The following is a 20,225-nucleotide window of genomic DNA, read 5'->3' as shown; positions in this document are numbered from 1 at the left end:
TGTCGATCATCCGGACGGTCCTCGCCGACGCTAACGGGAAATTACATGATTCCCTCGCGAATCATTATCCCAAAAAGCTTGCGAAACCTGTGCCAGATCGGCGTTTTGAAAGGGAGGCTAGACGGTTTCCAGCAAAGAACAATCAGGGCCTGGACGGATTGCGCCTTACTTGACAACGATGGAGGCCACATTGCAGCGCAGCGGGCGATGCCCACGCGCAACCCGAAAACGCCTGTGCGGTCGCATTGCTGTTGCAAAACGCATAAGAAAGCTTTGCGAGCGAGGCTTTGTCGCCCAGAATGTTCCGTAACACAGCATGCGCTGTCGGAAACGCACTCTGGCCGGGTGTCGACCGCGAAATGCCTTCCCGTCGATTTGCGCGAAGCGGGCGTGGCCGATGTGCCTGGCGATATCTGGAGTTGTCATGCTCGACGATACGCTTTCGCTGCCGTCGGCGTCACGGGCCGCAAGCCAACGCTGGACGATCTTCGTCGCCAGCACGGGCGGCGCGCTCGAGGTTTTCGATTTCGTCATCTATGGCTTCTTCGCGCAGCACATCGGACGCGTGTTTTTTCCGCCCGGCATCGGGCTCGCGCCTGCCACGCTGTCGTTTGCCGTGCTCGCCATCGGACATCTGTCGCGCCCGCTCGGCGGCCTGTTTCTCGGCCGGCTCGGCGACAAGTACGGGCGGCGCATCGTCTTCATGTCGTCCGCGCTCGTTGCCGCGCTCGCGACGCTCGCCATTGGAATGCTTCCTTCATACGCCGCGCTCGGCATCGCCGCGCCCATTGCGCTGCTCACGTTGCGTCTCGTGCAGGGTCTGTGCCTCGGCGGCGAGTTGCCGGGCGCGCTCGTGTACGCGATCGAGACGGGCTCCGCGCATCCGGGGCTGATGTGCGGCTTCGTGTTCGTGGCCGTCAATCTGTCCTTGTTGCTCGCGTCGAGCGTGAATCTCGCGGTGCATCTGATGCTCGATGTGGCGCAGATCGATGCGTTCGGATGGCGGATCGCGTTTTTGCTGGGCGGAATCTGCGGTCTCGGCATCTTCGCGCTGCGCCGCACGCTCGATGAATCGGCGGAGTACGCGCGCGCGATTGCGCGGCGGCACCGCGAACCGCTTGCCGTGCTGTTCCGTCATCACCTTGCGGCCATCGTCACGGGAATCGGCGCAGGCGTGATGACGGGCGTCACAGGCGGACTGTTCATCGCGTACATGCCGAGCTGGCTGCAGGCGTTGGGCCGCGGCGCAAACGACGTGGCGTGGGCGCAGACGCTCTATGTGATCACCATCGCCGCGTGTATTCCATTGACGGCGGCAGCGGGCGACCGTTTCTCGCGCCACCGCGTGTTCCGCGTGGGTGCCGTCATGACGGCCTTGTTCGCGCCCGTGTTTTTTATCGCCGCCTCAGGCGCGCACGCCAATCTCGTGCTGCTGTTTTTTGTCGCGGGGACGATTGCATCGTTGATCAATGGCACCTACGGCTGCGCGATCGCCGAACTCTTTCCTGTCGACGTGCGCTTTAGCGGCGTCGCGGCCGCGATGAACTTTGGCCTCGCCGTGACGATGGGTCTGACGCCGCTGACCGTGAGCTTTCTGGTCGCGGATCTGCATTGGACACTCGCGCCCGCGCTCGTGATGCTGGCGGGCGCGCTGGTCGCATTCGCATCGACCTTCGGCATGAAGCGCGGCAGGCTGCACGCGCCGATGGTCCGGCACGAGTAGTGTCGCAAGCCTGGTCACGCGGTGGCAGGAGCGGAGATGGAACCCACAGAGCCCGTATGGATCGCGGACGTCGAACTCGACATCGGGCGCTACGCGTTGCGCCGCGGCGGCGAGCAGATCCGGCTCGAACGCCTGCCGATGGAACTGCTGATCCTGATGGCGTCGCGCAACGGCCAGCTGGTGACGCGTGCCGATATCGTGCGCGCGTTGTGGGGCGGCAATGCGTACCGGCAAACCGATAACAGCATCAATACCGCGATCCGCAAGATCCGCATCGCGCTCGGCGAGAACCCGGATGCGCCGCGCTATCTGCTGACGGTCAAAGGCAAGGGCTACCGGCTGGAAGGCATCCGGACGGCGGCGGCCGTGGAGGCATCGCCCTCGCCGTCGGCGGCGGCGCGCCTGCTCGTGCTGCCGTTCGGCAACCAGACGGGCGACCCCGCGCTCGACAGCTTCTGCGACGCGCTCGCCGACGAGACCTCGGCGAACATCGGCATGCTGGACGCGAACCGCATTCTCGTCGTCGCGCGCACGACGGCGGCGCATTACCGGAGCGCGAAGAAGAGCATCGCGGAAATCGCCTTCGAGCTTTCCGTCGATTATGTGCTGGAAGGCTCGCTCGCGCGCGATGGCGGACGTCTGCGCATTCTCGTGCAGCTGATTCGCTGCTTCGATCAGGTGCAGGTGTGGCGCCACGCTTACGAGCCCGTCGCAAAGGGTGCGCTCGACATCCAGATGGAAGTGGGCGCGGCGCTCGCGCGCGAAGTGTCGCCGGCGCTCGGCGAGCAGTTTCAATTGCGGCTCGCGCGCCGTCTGCCCGTCGATCCGCGTGCGCACGACGCGTATCTGCGCGGCCGTTACTTCTGGACGCGCCGCGTGCATTTCGATGCGGGCTTCGCCGCGCATCACCTGCTGAGCGACGAGGACTTCATCCGCGCGCGCGGCTATTTCGAAGAGGCCGTCGAGCGCGATCCGACCTACGCGCTCGGCTATGTCGGGCTGTCGAACGTGTTCGGCGGCACGGCGGCGCATGGCTTCTATCCTTCGCTGCAAGGCTATCCACGGGCGCGCGAAACCGCGCTGCGCGCGCTCGAACTCGACAACGGCCTGCCTGAGGCGCATCAGGCGCTGGCCGGCGTGCATTACTTCTTCGACTGGGACTGGCGTCGCGCGGAAGAAGAGTTTCTGGAGGCGCTGCGCCTGAACCCCGAGCACGCGGAAACGAGTCGTTTATATGCGCGGCTCCTGCTCGTGCTCGGCCGCGAAGCCGAGGGACGCGCGCAGTTCGAACGTGCGGAACGGGCCGATCCGCTCGGGTTCGAAGGCTCGCGCATTTTCGGTCTCGTGCAGTCGGGGCGTTACGAAGAAGTCACCCGCGACTATCTGAGCGCGGGGCACGGCAACCGTTCGCCGCTCGTGTATCAGTTGCTGGCCATCGCGTTCGAAGTGCGCGGCGACTACGAGCGCGCCGTCGAGGCAACCGTCGATGCGCTCACGCGCTGCAACGAATTCACGCGCGCGGAAAGCGTGCGCGCGGCGTGGGACGCGGGTGGTTATGACCGGGTGTTGCAGTGGTATCTGCAGGACCTGCAGGCGCGGCGTCAGACGCGTTATACGTCGCCGTTCCTGTTCGCGGAACTCTACGCCCGGCTGGGACAGGCCGACGAGATGTTCCGCTGGCTCGAGGTGTCGCTGGCCGAACGCTCGCCGCGACTGTGCGAGCTGCGCACGAATCCGTGGTTCAACCGCTATCGGTCGCAGGGAAAGTTCAGGAGTGTCGAGAAGCGGATCGGTTATTGAAGCGCGCCGATTTCAGGCGCGATGCGCCGCGAAGGCCACGGCACATCGCATGCGTGGCACTCACTTGCCGTGATAGAGGCTGGCGTTCAGCCGATGCTGCTCACCCGACTGCTCGGACCGCAGCAGATCCTGATAGACGTCGGAGCGTGTCGTACCCATCGCGCGTCCGGACTGGCCCACCGACGCGTCCGGCATACCGCCGACATCCTGCGCCGATTGCGCGACAGGCACGGCTGCGGGCTTATCCTGTGCCCATGCGTGCCCAACATATCCCACTGACAGAGCGACCGCGCAGGTCGCCGCGATGCGAAGCGTCTTCATGATCTGACTCCTTCGAAACGATGCGGATACGGTCAGCGCTGACTGGCCGGAAGGCGAAGCCGGAGGATTCGCGCCGTCCTCGGCAAAGCGGCGGGCGTGGCGGGATTCGCTGCTTACATGGTGCGAGCCGCACGAGGATGGCGCTATCGACAGATCATGAAGAAATCATCAAGCCGCAGCCGCGCGGCGTGAGCGCGCGCGGCCTACAGCGTCTCCCACCGCCACGCCTGCGCGAGCCGCTCGCGCAGATAGTCGACGAACGCGCGCACGCGCGGCGCGAGATGCTGGCTGTGCGGATAGATCGCGTGCAGCGGCGCGGCGGACATCGAATGGTGCGGCAGCACGCGGCGCAGCTTGCCCGCGAGTATGTCGTCGCCCACGTCCCAGATCGACTTCACGGCGATGCCGGCATCGGCGAGCGCGAACAGATGCGCGGCCTCGCCGTCGTTCGTGACGATCGCGGCATCGACGCGCACCGCGATGCTTTCGTCGCCTTCGAAGCGCCATTCCGCGCGCCGCTGGTCGCCGATCAGGATGCAGCGGTGCGAGGTCAGCTCGTCGGGATGCTTCGGCGTGCCGTGCGCCTGCAGATAGGCGGGCGACGCGCACAGCACGCGAAAGTTCGGAGCGAGCGTGCGCGCGATCAGCGATGAATCGGCAAGACTGCCGAAGCGAATCGCGAGATCGAACCCGCTTTCGACGAGATCGACGACGGCATCCGTCAATTCGAGCTGGACAGTGAGCTGCGGATGAAGCCGCTGAAAATCGGCGATCAGCGGCGCGATCTTCTGCCGGCCGAGCTGGCCGGGCGCCGTGACGCGCAACAGGCCGCTCACTTCCTGGCGGCGTTGCGAAAGCAGTTCTTCCGCCTGCTCGATCTCGTCGAGTATGCGCACGACGCGCGCATGAAACAGCGCGCCTTCTTCTGTCAGCGTCTGACGGCGCGTGGTGCGCTGGATCAGCCGCACGCCGACGCTTTTCTCCAGTTGCGCGAGCCGCTTGCTGACGACGGACAGCGGCAGGTCCATTTCGCGTGCCGCCGCCGACAGACTTCCCGCCGAAACCACGCGGGAAAAGGCAATCAGGGCCGGCAGGCTGTCGATGCGGGTGTCGCTCATTCTTCTCAAAAAAGAAAGGATTCATCAATCTGGAAGTGGTATTTCTTCCATGGCGCGAAGACTAGCATACCCATCAATCCGATCCGTTGCTTTTCTTCAAGGAGCCCATCATGTCGTTTCGTCCTGCTTCCCCGTTGCGTCGCGCGCTGTCCGCCGCGCTGGCTGTCATGTCGATGGCGGCTGCGCCGGCTTTTGCCGCTGTCGGGCACGACTCGCTCGTTCAGCCGCATCAGTTGACCGTCGATCACAGCCTGCCCAAAGCGCAACGCGACGCGCAGATTCTCGCCGCGCGCCGCTACGACACGTTCTGGAGCACAGGCGACGAAGTGCTCGCCCGCGCCGCGCTCGCGCCCGGCTTCACCGATCGCACGTTGCCGCCGGGCCGCGCGCAGGGAATCGAAGGGCCGCTTGCCGCGTCGAAGTTCGTGCGGGCCGCCGTGCCTGATCTGCAGGCGGATATCGAGCAGATGGTGGTCAGCGGCGATCGCGTCGTCGTGCATCTACGCTTTCACGGCCACTTCACGGGCGAGTTCAAGGGCGTGCAGGGACAGGGCCAGAACGTCGATTTCATCGCGACGGATATTTACCGGGTGGCGAACGGCCAGATTGCCGAAAACTGGCATCTCGAAGACAACCTGACGTTTTTGCAGCAACTTGGCGTCGTCGCGAAGTGACGGCGCGATTCATTCCCTTTCTTGAGCAAGGAGACAAACATGAATTCGCTTGAATCGAAACGCGTGCTGATCGTCGGCGGCAGTTCGGGCATTGGTGCGGCGGCAGCGAAGGCTTTCGCAGCGCTCGGCGCGCAGGTGACGATTGCGTCGCGCAATGCGCAGAAGCTGTCAGCGGCGGCACAGGAAATCGGCCACGGTGTGCAAACGGCCGAGATCGACACGACGGATGCCGCGGCCGTCGAAGCGTTCTTCACCGCGCAGCAGCCGTTCGATCACGTCGTGATTTCGGCTGCGCAGACGCCGTCCGGTCCGCTGCGCCAGTTGCCGCTCGACGACGCCTACAAGGCGATGGACAGCAAGTTCTGGGGCGCCTACCGCGTGGCTCGGGCGGTGAAGATCGCAGAAGGCGGGTCGCTGACTTTCGTATCGGGTTTTCTCGCCGTGCGGCCGAGCAAGATGTCGGTCCTGCAAGGCGCGATCAACGCGGCGCTCGAAGCGCTCGCGCGCGGTCTCGCGCTTGAGTTGTCGCCCGTACGGGTGAACACGGTGTCGCCGGGATTGATCGCGACGCCGCTGTGGTCGAAGCTCACCGACGAGGCGCGCGACAGCATGTTCGAAGGCGCGGCGAACCGGTTGCCCGCACGGCGCGTCGGCCAGCCCGAAGACGTCGCAAACGCGATCGTCTATCTGGCGACGACGCCTTACGCGACGGGTTCGACAGTGCTGGTCGATGGCGGCGGTGCGATCGCCTGAACGGTTGAAGGCCCGTTACGCGAGCGTCGCGCCCCGGTCGGCGAGCAACTCGCGTAGCACGCTGCGATGGCAGCGGTTTTCGTGCTCGCAATAACAGCCGACCGAAAAATTCGCGGTGGCGGACAGCGCGGCGAGCGTGTCGAGCACTTTCGGCGCGTCGCCGTGGTTCATCTCCGCGCGAAACTTGCGCACGAAGTCCTTCCACTCGGCATCGGTTGTGGCCGACAGCGCTTCGTGAACGAGTTCCGGCGTGGGTGACAGCGTCGGCAGCCAGACGTCGTAGAAATTGCGGCTGCCGAACTCGGCCTTCGGCACGCCGCGCGGCGGACGCCGCACGGTGCCGATGCGCACGCCTTCATCCGGCGCGCGTTCCGATCCGAGTCGAACGATGCGTATGGCCATGGGATGCGGTCTCCTTTTTAGTTGTGTGAACTGTTATGACGCTCAACCGAGCGTGTTCTTCATCCCCAGCACGTCGATCCGGCCGATCTGCGGCGGCCCCGTGAACAGGTCGTCCGCGATACCCATCAGCGCCTTCGCGATCGGACCGTCCAGATGCGCCTGGCGGCCGGCCTCGTCGGGGAAGGCATCGAACACGCCGTAGGTCCGCTCGGCGATCTTCAGCGCGAACCAGATGGGCGTGGTGGTTTCCTGGTTCGCCAGTTCCAGTCCCTTCTGCAGAAACGCCTCGACGTCGGCTTCCTTGCCGGGCTTGGCCTCGAATCGCGCGAACAATGCGTACTTGATCATCGTCTGTCTCCTTTCGATGTGGCTTGCTGCGGGTCTTCCAATGTAACCGTATGTCGGTGGCAATGGCGACTTCGGTCAGGCGCACGCGACAATCGTTGTCAAACGATTTCATGGAAAACACCAAGTCATCAACAAGTTGTTTGACAACGTTGCGACGCGGGTGCTAATTTTCTGGCTTGTCAGCCACCCATCCGAACCACGAGATCTTATGAACGAGTCCCAGATCGTCGAGCGCGAGTTTGCGTCGACCGTGATGGCAGTCCCGCCGCTCGCGCGCCGCGCGGATTTGTCGCTCGATGTCGACGCCAACCAGAAACTGATCCGCCATATCGAAGCGGGCGGCGTGCGTACGCTGCTGTACGGCGGCAACGCGAATTTCTATCACGTGGCCGTCAGCGAATACCGCGAGTTGCTCGACATGCTGGCAGAAAGTGCGGCGCTCACCACGCGCGTGATCCCCGCCATCGGTCCGGACTTCGGCAAGATGCTCGACCAGGCGCGCATCCTCGCGCAGACGTCCTATCGCACCGCGATGGTGTTGCCGCTGTCCGGCTTCACGACGCCGGCGGGCGTCGAAGCAGGCCTGACGCGTATCGCCGACGCAGCGGGCATACCGCTCACGCTCTATATCAAGAGCGAAGACTACGTGGACGTCGACACGCTGGCGCGCCTCGTCGACCGCGGAACGCTGATCGCCGTCAAGTACGCGATCGTCCGCGCGAACCCGGCGAACGATCCTTACCTGCGGCGCCTGCTCGAAAGCGTGAGCCCGTCGCGTGTGATCTCCGGCATGGGCGAGCGTCCGGCGCTCACGCATGTGCGCGACTTCGGCCTCGCCGCATGGACCACGGGCAGCGGCTGTATCGCGTCGCATGCCGTTATGGGGCTGCTGGCCGCCGCGAAGGAAGGACGCGACGCCGAAGCGCAGCGTCTCTATGACGCGTTCATGCCGCTCGAAACGCTGCGCGACAACATCTCGCTGATCCGCGTGCTGCACGATGCCGTGACGTTCTCGGGTATCGCCGACATGGGTTCGATCCTGCCGCTGCTGAGCGAAACACCCGTCGAGCATCATGCCGCCGTTGCTCAGGCTGCGCGTGAACTGCTTGCGTTCGAGCGGGCGTACGCGTGACCGGTTTGAACGCATGAGCCGCGCAGCGTGCCGGGCACGCTGCGCGGCTCGCATCGCGGTGCATTTGAGGTGGCATCGAAGTGGAATTGAAGCAATACCTGGAGTGAGACGACGTGAGCAACAACGGCAACGAACGCAAGAAGAAGTCCCCCGACGAACTGCGCAGCCACCGCTGGTATGGCGTGAACGATCTGCGCTCGTTCGGCCATCGCTCGCGCACGGCGCAAATGGGCTATAGCCGCGAGGAGTATGCGGGCAAGCCCGTCATCGCGATCCTCAACACGTGGAGCGAGATGAACCCGTGTCATACGCACTTCAAGCAGCGTGTGGAAGAGGTCAAGCGCGGCATCTGGCAGGCGGGCGGTTTTCCGATCGAGTTGCCGGTGCAGACCTTGTCGGAGCCGTTCCAGAAGCCCACGACGATGCTCTACCGCAACTTCCTCGCAATGGAAGCGGAAGAGACGCTGCGCTCGTATCCCGCTGACGGTGTCGTGCTGATGGGCGGCTGCGACAAGACCACGCCCGCGCTGCTGATGGGCGCGATCAGCATGGACCTGCCGACCATCTTCCTGCCCGCCGGCCCGATGCTGCGCGGTAACTGGAACGGCGCGACGCTCGGCTCCGGTTCGGACACGTGGAAGTACTGGGCCGACCTGCGCGCGGGCAAGATCACGGAAGAGGACTGGCAGGGCGTCGAAGGTGGCATCGCGCGCTCGCCGGGCCACTGCATGACGATGGGCACGGCGTCCACGATGACGAGCGCCGCCGAAGCACTCGGCTTCACGCTGCCGGGTTTCGCGTCGATCCCCGCGCCGGATTCGCGCCACGCGCAGATGTCCGCAAAAACGGGTATGCGCATCGTCGAAATGGTGTGGGAAGACCTGAAGCCGTCGGACATCCTCACCGTGAAGTCAATCGACAACGCGGTGACGACGTGCCTCGCGCTGTCGGGCTCGACCAACGCAATCGTGCACATGATTGCGCTCGCGCGCCGCGCCGGGATCGAACTGACGCTCGACCGTTACGACAGCATTTCGCGCCGCACGCCGGTGCTCGCGAACATCCGGCCGACGGGCGCGTATCTGATGGAAGACTTCTATTACGCGGGCGGCCTGCAGGCGATGCTCGCAGAACTGGGCGATCTGATCGACCGCTCGCAGAAGACGGTGAATGGCCGCTCGCTTGGCGAGAACCTCGAAGGCGCGCAGATCTTCAACGACGACGTGATCCGCCGCCGCGACAACCCGCTGATGCCGGACAACGGTCTGGCTGTCCTGCGCGGCAACATCGCGCCCGATGGCGCCGTCATCAAACCGGGCGCGGCCGAGCCGCATCTGATGGTGCACACGGGCCGAGCGGTGGTGTTCAAGGACTACAACGACATGGCCGCGCGCATCGACGACGACGCGCTCGATATCGACGAGAACTGCGTGATCGTGTTGCAGCACGCGGGGCCTGTCGGTGCCCCGGGCATGCCTGAATGGGGCCAACTGCCGCTGCCGAAGAAGGTGCTGCAAAAGGGCGTGCGCGACATGCTGCGCATTTCCGATGCACGCATGAGCGGCACGAGCTATGGCGCGTGCGTGCTGCACGTGGCGCCGGAGTCATTTATCGGCGGGCCGTTTGCGCTGGTGCGCGACGGCGACATGATCGAACTCGACGTGCCGCAGCGCAAGCTGAACGTACTGGTATCGGATGAAGAACTCGCTCGCCGCAAGGCGGAGTGGGTCGCGCCCGCGCCGAGATTCTCGCGCGGTTACGGCGCGATGCATCAGGTGCATGTGCTGCAGGCCGACAAGGGCTGCGATTTCGACTTCCTGCAACGCGATGGCGCGAGCGAATCGGCGGGTGAGCCGGAGATTCATTGAACTGCTCCGCATCCGGCGATAGAGGCGCAACGCCGTCCGTGTCAGGAGACAAGAACAGAGCAACAAGAACGCGCGCGCAGCGCGAAGACACCACGCAACAACATCAATAACCAAGCCCAGGAGGGGATACGGATGGAGAAGAAACACTATGCAGGCGTCAAGGCGGTGCTGGTGATCGGCGCATCGCTGGCGACGGCGGCGCCTGCGTTCGCGCAGAGCAGCGTGACGCTGTACGGCATCGTCGATAACGGCATCGGTTATCAGTCGAGCTCGACGACGCTCGGTTCGACCACGGGCGGACACTCGGCCTTCAAGATGGTCACGGGCGTATGGGCGGGCAGCCGCTTCGGCCTGAAGGGCGCAGAAGACCTCGGTGGCGGTACGAAGGCGATCTTCACACTGGAAGAGGGTTTCAGCGCGAACAACGGCGCGATGTCGACGAGCAACCTGATGTTCAGCCGCCAGGCGTTCGTCGGCGTGTCGAACAGCACCTATGGCTCGCTGACGGCTGGCCGCCAGTACGCGTCGTACTACCAGCTGCTGTCGCCGTATAGCCCGACGACGTGGCTGACCGGTTTCTACGGCGCGCACGCAGGCGACGTCGACGGTCTCGATACGATCTATCGCGCGAACAATACGCTGCTGTACATGTCGCCGCAGATTTACGGCTTCAAGTTCAGCGGCTCGTATTCGTTCGGCGGCGTGCCGGGCAGCGCGTATCAGGGCTCGACGTGGAGCACGGCGGTCCAGTATTCGCAAGGCCCGATCGGCATCGCGGTGGGCTTCTCGAAGATCAACAATTCGAACGTGAATGGCGGCACGTTCGGCACCGATACGACGACGTCGAACGCGGGCGCGCAGGCGGGCGTTTCGGCCGTGACCAATGGCTACCAGTCGGCACGCGCGCAGCAGCGCTTCGCCGTCGGCGGGGGCTATACGTTCAACAGCCAGTTCGACATCACGGCAACGTATTCGAACGTGCAGTACATTCCGGGCATCGGTTCGGGCTTCCACGACCTGTCGATCTGGAACTCGGGCGGCGTCGTGCTGCACTGGAAGCCGACGGCCGCATGGGACTTCGCGACGGGCTACGCTTACACGCGCGCGACGAAGGCCAATGGCATCACGAGCAACGCGTCGTATTCGCAGGTCAACCTGTCCGAGTACTACTCGCTGTCCAAGCGTACGGGTCTGTATGCGTTGCAGGCGTATCAGCGCGCGAACGGCCAGACGCTCGGCACGAACGGCCGCAGCATCATCAACGCGACGGCAACGATCGGCGACGGCTTCAATTCGACGCCGTCGTCATCGCGCAGCATGGTCGGTGTGGGCGTCGGCATGGTGCATCGGTTCTGACGGTGTACGACGTAGCTAAAGCAGGACAGGGCGCCGCGCTTGCGGCGCTTTTTTTTATGGAGTGTGCGGGATAGCTGAAGCACAAAACAAAACCCGCCCGATGCATGAAGCGAGCGGGCGGGTTTTTCGGAACATGGAACGCGTTTAGCCAGCCGACTTAAACCTCGCCGCAAGCTGCTCGGCGTTGCGCGCAAGCAGACCAATGTCGGACCCAACGGCAGTGAACAGACAGCCGAGATCGATATAGTGCCGCGCAAGCGCTTCATCGCCGATCAGAATGCCCGCAGGCTTGCCCGTTGCGACAATGCGTTTGATCGCATCGTCGACGGTTGCCTGCACATCGGGATGCTTGAGATCGCCCACATGCCCGAGTGCCGCCGACAGATCGCCCGGCCCGATAAAGATGCCGTCGACACCTTCGACGGCCGCAATCCGCTCCAGATTCTGCAAGCCGAGCCGGCTCTCGATCTGCACGAGCACGCATAGTTCGCTCGCGCAAAGCTTCGGATAATCCTTGATGCGCCCAAAGTCCGACGCCCGCGCCGTCGATGCATAGCCGCGCACGCCTTCCGGCGGATAGCGGGTGAACGACACGGCATCGCGCGCTTCGTCCTCGGTTTCGACGTAGGGAATCAGCAGCGTCTGCGCGCCGCTGTCGAGCAGGCGCTTGATCGTCACCATGTCGTTCCACGGCGGCCGCACGATGGGATGCGTCGGCGTGCCCGCGCACGCTTGCAGCTGGCTGTGAACCATCGGCAGTTCGTTGGGCGAATGTTCCATGTCGAGCAGCAGCCAGTCGAAACCCGAACCCGCCAGGATTTCGACCGACACGTTGCTAGCAAGGCTCGACCACAAGCCGATCTGCTGACGCCCCGCCTGCAGCGCGCGTTTGAATGGATTCTCCGGAAGCTTCATCGTGTTCTCCATAGAAGGGAACCGCAGGGAGTTGCAACACAGAGTGCGCCGGGCGGCGCGTCGATCAGCGCCGGACGTTGCGTTGTTCGGGCGGCGTGTAGTCGATCGTCACGAAGCCGCCGCCCTGAAAACGCTGCGCGACGGGATCGAGCGGATTCGGCTGCTTCAGGATTTCGTCGGCGTAGTCTTCGGCGTTCTGCTTCGGTTGATAGCCGAGCGGCGCTGCCGCGGAATTGTCCCAGTAGCTGCGCGTGTTGTTCGACACGCCCCAGACCGCCTGAAAACCAAGTTCCGGCACATTGATGCAACGGTCGATGAGATGCAGAAAATCGTCGTGACCAAGCCAGGTGCTGAGGTGCCGGAACTCCGTCGGCTTTTCGATGCAACTGCCGATGCGGATGCACACGCTCTCGATGCCATGCTTGTCCCAGTACATGCGCGCGAGCGATTCGCCCCATGCCTTGCTGAGCCCGTAAAAACCATCGGGGCGGAACGCGCAGTCGAGCGTGAGCTTGTCTTCGACGGGATACATGCCGATCGCGTGATTCGAGCTCGCGAAGATGATGCGGCGCACGCCATGCCGCCGCGCGCCTTCATACACTTCGACGAGGCCGCGAAGATTGTTTTCGATGATTTCGGGCAGCGGCCGTTCGACGCTCGTGCCCGCCATGTGGATCAGCACGTCGACGCCTTGCATTAGCCGGTCGACCACGGCGGGATCGCGCAGATCGCCGTGCATCACGTCCTCGCCGTCGAACAGCGGTTCCAGCGCGCGCGAGCCTGCCGCGGACCGCAAGTTCACGCCACGCTCGTTCAGCGCGGCGCGCAGGAAGCGGCCTAGCTGACCGCCCGCACCGCTCAACGCAATCTTTTTCGTCATGATGAAACCTTATGGGAGGTAGCAGGTATCCAGAAGATCAGCGGCCCGATGTCGGCTGCTCCGCGAGTTCCCCGAGTACGCCAATATGCGCAGGCGCGGACGACTCGCCGTGTGTGATCAGCTTCCACGCGACCGTCGCGCCGATGATGTCGAACAGCATCAGACAGACGAACAGCGGGTTATAGCCGAGAGTAGCCGCCAACGCGCCGACGATCAACGAGAAGATCATCCCGCCCAGCCAGCCGAACATGCCGGAGAAGCCCGTCGCCGTGCCGACTTCGTGCTGGCCGAACACGTCGGATGCGAGCGTGAACAGCGCGCCGGAAATGGCCTGGTGAGCGAAGGCGCCGATGCAGAACAGCGCAATCGCGACATACGGGCTGGCCGCGAGGCCGATACACGCCGGGCCGACCATCAGCACGGCGCCGCAGATGATGACCAGCTTGCGCGACGTGATCAGCGACACGTTGAAGCGGCGAATGAAGAACGGCGCGAGGTAGCCGCCGACCAGGCACCCGAGGTCCGCGGCGAGGAACGGCATCCAGCCGAACAGCGCGATCTCCTTCAGGTTCATGTGACGCACGGTGAACAGGTAGAGCGGAATCCAGAAGTTGAAGGTCTGCCATGCCGGTTCGGCGAGAAAACGCGGAATGGCGATGCCCCAGAAGCGGCGCGTCGACAGCACGTGACGCCACGACGGACGCGCCGTCGCGTCCTGCATGCGCCGCTCCTGACCGGACAGAATGTATTGACGCTCGTCCGTCGAGAGATTCGGATGATCTTCGGGCTTGCGGAAGAACACGAGCCACAGCGCCACCCAGATAAACGCCGAGCCGCCCGTGACCACAAAGGCCATTTGCCAGTTGAACGTGAGGATGCAGTACACGACGAGAGGCGGTGCGAGCATCGCGCCGATCGACGTGCCCGTGTTGAGCCAGCCTGTCGCGATCGAACGCTCTTTCGCCGGGAACCATTGGCTGATCGTCTTCATGCCCGCCGGAAAAATGGCCGCTTCGCTCATGCCGAGCAGGCCGCGGAAGAACGCCAGCGACGTCCAGCCGGTGGCAAGACCGTGCAGCATGTTCGACGCGGCCCACGCGATCGCGAAGATTGCAAAGCCGATCTTGAGACCGACGAAGTCGAGGATATAACCCGCAACGGGCTGCATCACCGTGTACGCGCCCTGGAACGCCGCGACGACATACGAGTATTGCTGCGTCGTCATGTGCAGCTTTTCGGTGAGCGTCGGGGCGGCGACGGACAACGAGCTGCGCGCGAGATAGTTGAAGACGGTACCGAGCATGATGAGCCCGATGATCCACCAGCGTAGTCCTTTGATCGTATGGCGTTGCACTGCATGTCTCCTGCGGATGACGGCCATCGCGTGTCGCTTGCGATGCCGTCTGGATGAGTCTGTGTATGGTTGGCGCGAGGTTGTGACCGCTGCGGCTTGCGCCGCGCCGCAGCAGCGTGATCAGGCAATCAGAGGTAGGCGGCCGTCCAGCCGAGGCCCGCTGCCGTAGTCGTGGCGGGCTTGTATTCGCAACCGATCCAGCCTTCGTAGCCGATCGTGTCGAGATGGTCGAACAGGAACGGATAGTTGATCTCGCCCGTGCCGGGTTCGTGGCGGCCGGGGTTATCCGCGAGCTGGATATGCGCGATACGCGGCAGATGCTTCTGGATGGTCGCGGCGAGTTCGCCTTCCATCCGCTGCATGTGATAGATGTCGTACTGCAAATAGATGTTGTCGCCGCCAGCCTCGTCGATCAGATCGAGCGCCTGTTGCGTGCGGTTCACGTAGAAACCTGGGATATCGAACGTATTGATCGGCTCGACCAGCAGGCGGATGCCCGCCGGTTTCAACTTTGCTGCGGCGAAGCGCAGGTTGCCGACGAACGTCTCGCGAATCGTGTCCTGATCGACGCCCGCTGGCGCGATGCCCGCCAGCACGTTCAACTGCTTGCAACCCAGTGCGCGCGCGTAGTTGATCGCGGTGCCGACGCCTTCCTGAAACTCGCCGACGCGCTCCGGCAGACACGCGATGCCGCGCTCGCCGCTAGCCCAGTCGCCTGCCGGCAGGTTATGCAGCACCTGTTCAAGGCCGTACTGGTGAAGCAGCGCGGCGAGTTGGTCCTTTTCGTAAGCGTACGGGAACAGATACTCGACGCCCTTGAAACCGGCCTTCGATGCAGCGGCAAAACGCTCCGGGAAATCATGCTCGGTGAAGAGCATCGTCAGATTGGCGCAGAGTTTTGTCATGGCGTGTCTCGCTCCTGATGTCGGGCGGTGCTGCAAACGCATGGCCGGGCGAGGGCGCCGGATCATGCGCGTTGGGGCTTTTCTATGTCAGACATCGTCGCTTTTGAGAATCAAGTTGTCAAGCAAATAGTATGTTGTCTTAGGGCCATCCCTGGGTCGGTGGGACTCAGTGAGAATGGCTATAAGCCGCTTGTAATCTCAATATGGCCGAATAAGACACGAATTTCTCGACCCGATAAAGTCGACGAATCACACTTGACACTCATCAAGTTGTTTTACAACAATGTCTCCGTCGCGATCCGGCAAAACGTACGGATCGCGCGAACGATCCCCATCGAAGCAGGCAGACGACAAGGAGACATCGGTGACGACGCACAACAGAAGCAGTCGCGCGAACAGGGCAGGCTCGAGCACATCCAACGCAGGCCCGGACGGTCCGCAATCGCCGCAACGGCGCACTTTCATCGCATTCGCGGGGGCGGCAGCGGGCTCGACGCTGCTCGGCACGCTGCCCGGTTGCGGCGGCAATCAGTCGAATTCAGCAGCGCCAACGGCAAACAGCGACCCGATCTGGGGCAGCAATGGCGCAGCAGAGCAGATCATCGCGTCGTTGCAGAAGGTTTCGCAGTCGATGTTTCCGTCCGTCGATTTCGTCGTCACCAGTTATGGCGCGCAGCCTTGTGGCGTGATTGCCGCGACTAATCCGTATGCCGCTTCGGCGTCGTCGCCCACGAGTCCCGGCGCCGACCAGACCCACGCGCCCGGATCGTTCGATTCGCGTCCCGCGTTCCTTGCCGCCATCGCTGCGTGCAGCGCGGCAGGCGGTGGGCGTGTCGTGGTGCCGTCAGGCACGGTATTGCGCGGGACCGATCGTGTTGCAGAGCAACGTGAACTTTCATCTGGGCGCGAACTGCACGATCTATTTCAGCCCGAATCCCGCCGACTACGCGAACGACGGTCCCGTCGACTGCGCATCGAACGGCAAGCTCTATTACAGCCGCTGGCAGGCAAACGATTGCCTGAACTTCGGCGCGCCCGTCTATGCCCGCAACCAGACCAATATCGCGATCACGGGCGAGGGCGCGACCTCCGTGCTCAACGGCCAGGCAATGACGCCGTTCACGGGCAGCGGCAGCACGAGCACCTGCTGGTGGACCTGGAAGGGCACGAAGAACGCCTATGGCTGCACCGGCCCGACGACGCCTTCGCAGGCCTACGCGAACCCGAGCAACGTCGATCTGAAAACGGTCGCGCCCGGCATATCGGATGCGCTCTATGCGCTTTTGACCGGCACCGCGACGCCCTGGCAGCAGGACCAGAACTATCTGCCGGCGCTATCGGAAGCAGGTGTGCCCGTCGAGAAACGGATCTTCGGCCTCGGGCATTATCTGCGGCCGTGCATGGTCGAGTTCCTCGGCTGCACGAACGTCCTGATGGAAAACTACCGCACGAACAACACGCCGTTCTGGCAGCACCATCCAACGGACTGCGCGAACGTCGTGATACGCGGCGTGACGGTGGACAGCATCGGACCGAACAACGACGGCTTCGATCCCGACGCCTGCAACAACGTGCTGTGCGACGGCGTCACGTTCAACACGGGCGACGACTGCATCGCGATCAAGTCCGGCAAGGCACTCGACACCACATACGGCCCCGCGCAGAACCATGTGATCCAGAACTGCACGATGAACAGCGGCCACGGCGGCATCACGCTGGGCAGCGAAATGGGCGGCGGCGTGCAGAACATCTATGCGCGCAACCTGCAGATGCTCAACCAGAACTGGCAGACCAATCCGTTGAACATCGCGATCCGCATCAAGACGAACATGAATCGCGGTGGCTATGTGAAGAACTTCTACGTCGATAACGTCACGTTGCCTAACGGCGTCAATCTCACGGGCGGCGGCTATGGCAGCGCGTTGCTGGCGGGCAGCCCGATCAACGCGACGGTGCCGCTGGGCGTAAAGACGGCCTCTGCCGCCAATCCATCGGCGGCGCAGGGCGGGCTGATCACATTCGATTGCGACTATCAGCCCGCCAACGATGCCGTGCGCACACGCCCCGCGCTCGTGCAGAACGTGAACATCTCCAACGTGACGGCGAGCAACGTAACGGTAAACGGCGTAACGGCCTCGTGCTTCCAGGCGATCGTCGCGCAGGGCCCCGTCGCGTTCGACTACAACGGTCCCACGCCGGCGCCCGCGATTCCACCCATCTCGGGCGTCACGATCACAAACTGCAATCTCGGCACGCCTGTCTGCAACGGCACGGCAAGCTCGACCACGCCGGGGCCGATCTACGCGTACAACGTGAATGCGATTTCGCTGTCCAATGTGACGATCGGCGGGACGGTCTACAACACCTCGGTCGTGGACGCGCGATGAAGCTGGAAACGCCCGTCGTATAAGGCTTTTCGCCGCATGACATGAGTCGACATAATTCGTCGATAGCCATCATTCGGGCGCTCTTCCATACTGCGTTCCGCGTGCAGAGCTAACCGAACAAAACAACAGAACGACACCGGCGATTCACGCAACCGTGACATCGCCGATGTTGCTTCGAGTGAAGCCAAATATCGGACGATCTGCTTAATCTTCTGACCGATGACAGGACTTCACATGTTTGCAGCTCTCAACTCCGTTCGTGGCAAGACCCTTCGCAGCGCTTCCGCTGCACTCGCATTCAGCGCGATGCTGCTGAGCGGCTGCGCCGCAGCCAGCGTCACGAACACCGCCCAATACTCGACGCTCACGCAAGCGAACCCGCAGAACGTCTATGTCTACACGTTCGCGAGCAATCCGGATTCCGTGAAGCTCGACAACAGCGGCCTCATTCACAAACTGAGCGCAAGCTTCTCCGGTTCATCGCAATCGTCGCAATCGTCGCAAACGCAGGAAGCGGCCGCCGCCAGCGACACACTGACGGATGAAGTCGTCGCGAAACTCCAGTCGATGGGCATGCACGCGATCCGCACCGACGCACCGCCGCCTGCCGACCAGAACGTGCTGATCGTCGAAGGCGCGGTCGGTTCGATCGATGCGGGCAACCATCGCCGCCGCACGCTGATCGGCCTCGGCGCCGGCAAGAGCGAAGTGACGGCGCACGTGCAGGTGCTGTACAAGCCGGCAGGCGGCATGCCGCAACTGGTGCAGACGTTCGACGCCGACGCGAACAGCGGCCATATGCCGGGCGTCGCGGAAACGGCGGGCGTCGGCGCAGTGGCGGGACATGTCGCGACGTCGGCGGCGGTTGGCGGTGCGCTGCATGTCGGCTCGGAGCACAAGAACGATACCGTCACGAGCGACGCGAAGAAGCTGGCCGACTCGGTGGCGAAGCAGGTTGCGCAGATCGGCGTCGCGCAAGGATGGATGTCGGGCGACCTGGTGAAATAACGCGGGAAAAACGGGGGAATCGAGGCCGCGCATCTTCGCGGCCTTGGTGCGAGGAGACGGATGGCGATGCCCCGATACATTGCGGCATCGCCATTTGTTTTTGTACCGCGATCAGCCTTCGCGGAACAGGAAGCTATAGGCGTTCAGCGCGGGCACGCCGCCCAGATGCGCATACAGCACCTTCGAGCCTTCCGGAAATTCGCCGCGCCGCACCTTGTCGATCATCCCGTGCATCGACTTGCCTTCGTAGACGGGATCGGTCATCACGCCTTCGAGCCGCGCGCACAGACGGATCGCTTCGAGCGTGCCGTCGTTCGGCAAGCCGTATTCCGGGCCGCCGTAACGCGTGTCGAGCACGACGTCCTGCGCGGTGATATCGCGGCCCAGATCGACCAGTTCGGCCGTGCGCTTCGCGATGCGCGTGATCTGCTCGCGCGTCTGTTCCGGCTTCGCCGATGCGTCGATGCCGATCACACGGTCCGCGCGCCCGTCCGCTGCGAAGCCGACCACCATCCCGGCCTGGGTGCTGCCCGTCACCGAGCACACGACGATGTAGTCGAACTTGAAGCCCAGTTCCTCTTCCTGCTGCCGCACTTCCTCCGCGAAGCCGACAAAGCCCAGTCCGCCGAGCGGATGGTCCGAGCAGCCGGCGGGAATCGCATACGGCTTGCCGCCTGCCGCGCGCACGCTGTCGAGCGCGTCTTCCCAGCTCTTGCGAAAGCCGATGTCGAAGCCGTCGGGCACCAGCCGCACGTCCGCGCCCATGATGCGCGACATCTGGATATTGCCGACGCGGTCATACACGGCGTCGGAATAGTTCACCCAGTTCTCCTGCACGAGCACGCACTTCATGCCCAGATGCGCGGCGACGGCGGCCACCTGGCGCGTCTGGTTCGACTGGATGCCGCCGATCGACACGAGCGTATCGCAGCCCTGCGCGAGCGCCTCGGGAATCAGGTATTCGAGCTTGCGCGTCTTGTTGCCGCCGAACGCGAGCCCGCTATTGCAGTCCTCGCGCTTCGCGTACAGCTGGACCTTGCCGCCGAGATGATCGGAAAGGCGCTTGAGCGGCTGGATCGGCGTCGGCCCGAAGGTGAGGGGATAGCGGGGGAAACGTTGCAGGTTCATGGTCGAGGTCCGTTGTCTGGAAGGGCGCGAACGGTGCCGCGCTGACAGACATGATAGGAAAGACCTCGCGAAATGAGCTTGCGAAATAATTCGGTCAAAGCTACTTTAAAAACGAATCCAAGCCATTAGGCCTTTGTTCGTTTCTTAAGATAA

17 protein-coding genes and 1 pseudogene are annotated in these 20,225 nt (G+C 63.5%); 9 read left to right on the top strand and 9 right to left on the bottom strand.

Features of this window, described 5'->3' with window-relative positions; translation table 11 throughout:
- The first annotated feature begins 424 nt into the window (after nt 1-424).
- Together SB822_RS18030 and SB822_RS18025 are read left to right on the top strand one after the other, a co-directional pair.
- Complete coding sequence (locus tag SB822_RS18030; RefSeq protein WP_410855289.1) at nt 425-1,723, top strand: MFS transporter; 1,299 nt, start codon at nt 425-427, stop codon at nt 1,721-1,723.
- Nucleotides 1,724-1,759: 36 nt separating this feature from the next.
- Nucleotides 1,760-3,523: a winged helix-turn-helix domain-containing protein gene (locus tag SB822_RS18025; RefSeq protein WP_410855288.1), complete on the top strand. Its 1,764-nt coding sequence runs from the start codon at nt 1,760-1,762 to the stop codon at nt 3,521-3,523.
- Between the two features lie 60 nt (nt 3,524-3,583).
- On the opposite strand, the gene SB822_RS18020 is transcribed toward SB822_RS18025, so the two are convergent.
- Both SB822_RS18020 and SB822_RS18015 read right to left on the bottom strand, forming a co-directional pair.
- Nucleotides 3,584-3,844 carry a hypothetical protein gene (locus tag SB822_RS18020; RefSeq protein ID WP_007587650.1) on the bottom strand — a complete coding sequence of 87 codons (261 nt, stop codon included), beginning with the start codon at nt 3,842-3,844 and terminating at the stop codon, nt 3,584-3,586.
- A 203-nt stretch (nt 3,845-4,047) separates the two neighbouring features.
- Entirely contained in the window at nt 4,048-4,962 is a 915-nt protein-coding gene (locus SB822_RS18015) for a LysR family transcriptional regulator (protein WP_007744114.1), read from the bottom strand.
- A 110-nt stretch (nt 4,963-5,072) separates the two neighbouring features.
- On the opposite strand from SB822_RS18015, the gene SB822_RS18010 reads away from it, so the two are divergent.
- Complete coding sequence (locus SB822_RS18010; RefSeq protein ID WP_410855287.1) at nt 5,073-5,636, top strand: ester cyclase; 564 nt, start codon at nt 5,073-5,075, stop codon at nt 5,634-5,636.
- 39 nt (nt 5,637-5,675) lie between these two features.
- On the top strand, nt 5,676-6,389 hold the full coding sequence (locus SB822_RS18005) for an SDR family oxidoreductase (RefSeq protein WP_410855286.1): 714 nt from the start codon (nt 5,676-5,678) through the stop codon (nt 6,387-6,389).
- 15 nt (nt 6,390-6,404) lie between these two features.
- Here SB822_RS18005 and SB822_RS18000 read toward each other — a convergent pair whose 3' ends face one another.
- Both SB822_RS18000 and SB822_RS17995 read right to left on the bottom strand, forming a co-directional pair.
- Nucleotides 6,405-6,791, bottom strand: a complete 387-nt coding sequence (locus SB822_RS18000) for a DUF488 domain-containing protein (RefSeq protein ID WP_007587654.1) — start codon at nt 6,789-6,791, stop codon at nt 6,405-6,407.
- 42 nt (nt 6,792-6,833) lie between these two features.
- Nucleotides 6,834-7,139 carry a putative quinol monooxygenase gene (locus tag SB822_RS17995; RefSeq protein ID WP_410855285.1) on the bottom strand — a complete coding sequence of 102 codons (306 nt, stop codon included), beginning with the start codon at nt 7,137-7,139 and terminating at the stop codon, nt 6,834-6,836.
- 208 nt (nt 7,140-7,347) lie between these two features.
- Here SB822_RS17995 and SB822_RS17990 point away from each other — a divergent pair, with 208 nt between their 5' ends.
- The 3 genes from SB822_RS17990 to SB822_RS17980 all read left to right on the top strand — a co-directional run bounded on the left by SB822_RS17990 (nt 7,348) and on the right by SB822_RS17980 (nt 11,495).
- Complete coding sequence (locus tag SB822_RS17990) at nt 7,348-8,271, top strand: dihydrodipicolinate synthase family protein (protein WP_410855284.1); 924 nt, start codon at nt 7,348-7,350, stop codon at nt 8,269-8,271.
- A gap of 113 nt (nt 8,272-8,384) precedes the next feature.
- On the top strand, nt 8,385-10,139 hold the full coding sequence (gene araD / locus SB822_RS17985) for an L-arabinonate dehydratase (protein WP_410855283.1): 1,755 nt from the start codon (nt 8,385-8,387) through the stop codon (nt 10,137-10,139).
- 132 nt (nt 10,140-10,271) lie between these two features.
- A complete protein-coding gene (locus tag SB822_RS17980; RefSeq protein ID WP_410855282.1) occupies nt 10,272-11,495 on the top strand; it encodes a porin in 1,224 nt (407 codons plus the stop codon).
- 144 nt (nt 11,496-11,639) lie between these two features.
- Here the strand turns inward: SB822_RS17980 and SB822_RS17975 are convergent, their stop codons facing one another.
- The 4 genes from SB822_RS17975 to hyi all read right to left on the bottom strand — a co-directional run bounded on the left by SB822_RS17975 (nt 11,640) and on the right by hyi (nt 15,549).
- Nucleotides 11,640-12,410, bottom strand: coding sequence for an HpcH/HpaI aldolase family protein (locus tag SB822_RS17975; RefSeq protein ID WP_007731483.1), 771 nt, complete (start codon nt 12,408-12,410; stop codon nt 11,640-11,642).
- Between the two features lie 64 nt (nt 12,411-12,474).
- Nucleotides 12,475-13,290: an NAD-dependent epimerase/dehydratase family protein gene (locus tag SB822_RS17970; protein ID WP_410855281.1), complete on the bottom strand. Its 816-nt coding sequence runs from the start codon at nt 13,288-13,290 to the stop codon at nt 12,475-12,477.
- 37 nt (nt 13,291-13,327) lie between these two features.
- Entirely contained in the window at nt 13,328-14,671 is a 1,344-nt protein-coding gene (locus SB822_RS17965) for an MFS transporter (RefSeq protein WP_410855280.1), read from the bottom strand.
- A 101-nt stretch (nt 14,672-14,772) separates the two neighbouring features.
- The gene (gene hyi, locus SB822_RS17960) at nt 14,773-15,549 is read right to left on the bottom strand and encodes a hydroxypyruvate isomerase (RefSeq protein ID WP_410855279.1); all 777 of its coding nucleotides are present in this window, start codon (nt 15,547-15,549) and stop codon (nt 14,773-14,775) included.
- Nucleotides 15,550-15,913: 364 nt separating this feature from the next.
- On the opposite strand from hyi, the pseudogene SB822_RS17955 reads away from it, so the two are divergent.
- A pseudogene (locus SB822_RS17955) lies at nt 15,914-17,936 on the top strand (glycoside hydrolase family 28 protein).
- A 234-nt stretch (nt 17,937-18,170) separates the two neighbouring features.
- On the top strand, nt 18,171-18,944 hold the full coding sequence (locus tag SB822_RS17950) for a DUF4410 domain-containing protein (RefSeq protein ID WP_114222653.1): 774 nt from the start codon (nt 18,171-18,173) through the stop codon (nt 18,942-18,944).
- A 111-nt stretch (nt 18,945-19,055) separates the two neighbouring features.
- Here SB822_RS17950 and SB822_RS17945 read toward each other — a convergent pair whose 3' ends face one another.
- On the bottom strand, nt 19,056-20,072 hold the full coding sequence (locus SB822_RS17945) for a 1-aminocyclopropane-1-carboxylate deaminase (RefSeq protein WP_410855278.1): 1,017 nt from the start codon (nt 20,070-20,072) through the stop codon (nt 19,056-19,058).
- Between the last annotated feature and the right edge of the window lie 153 nt (nt 20,073-20,225).

This window comes from Paraburkholderia sp. SIMBA_054 (assembly GCF_046534875.1).
In the GTDB taxonomy this organism is placed as follows: Bacteria; Pseudomonadota; Gammaproteobacteria; order Burkholderiales; family Burkholderiaceae; genus Paraburkholderia; species Paraburkholderia hospita.
This window is presented reverse-complemented; position numbering and strand designations above follow the sequence as displayed.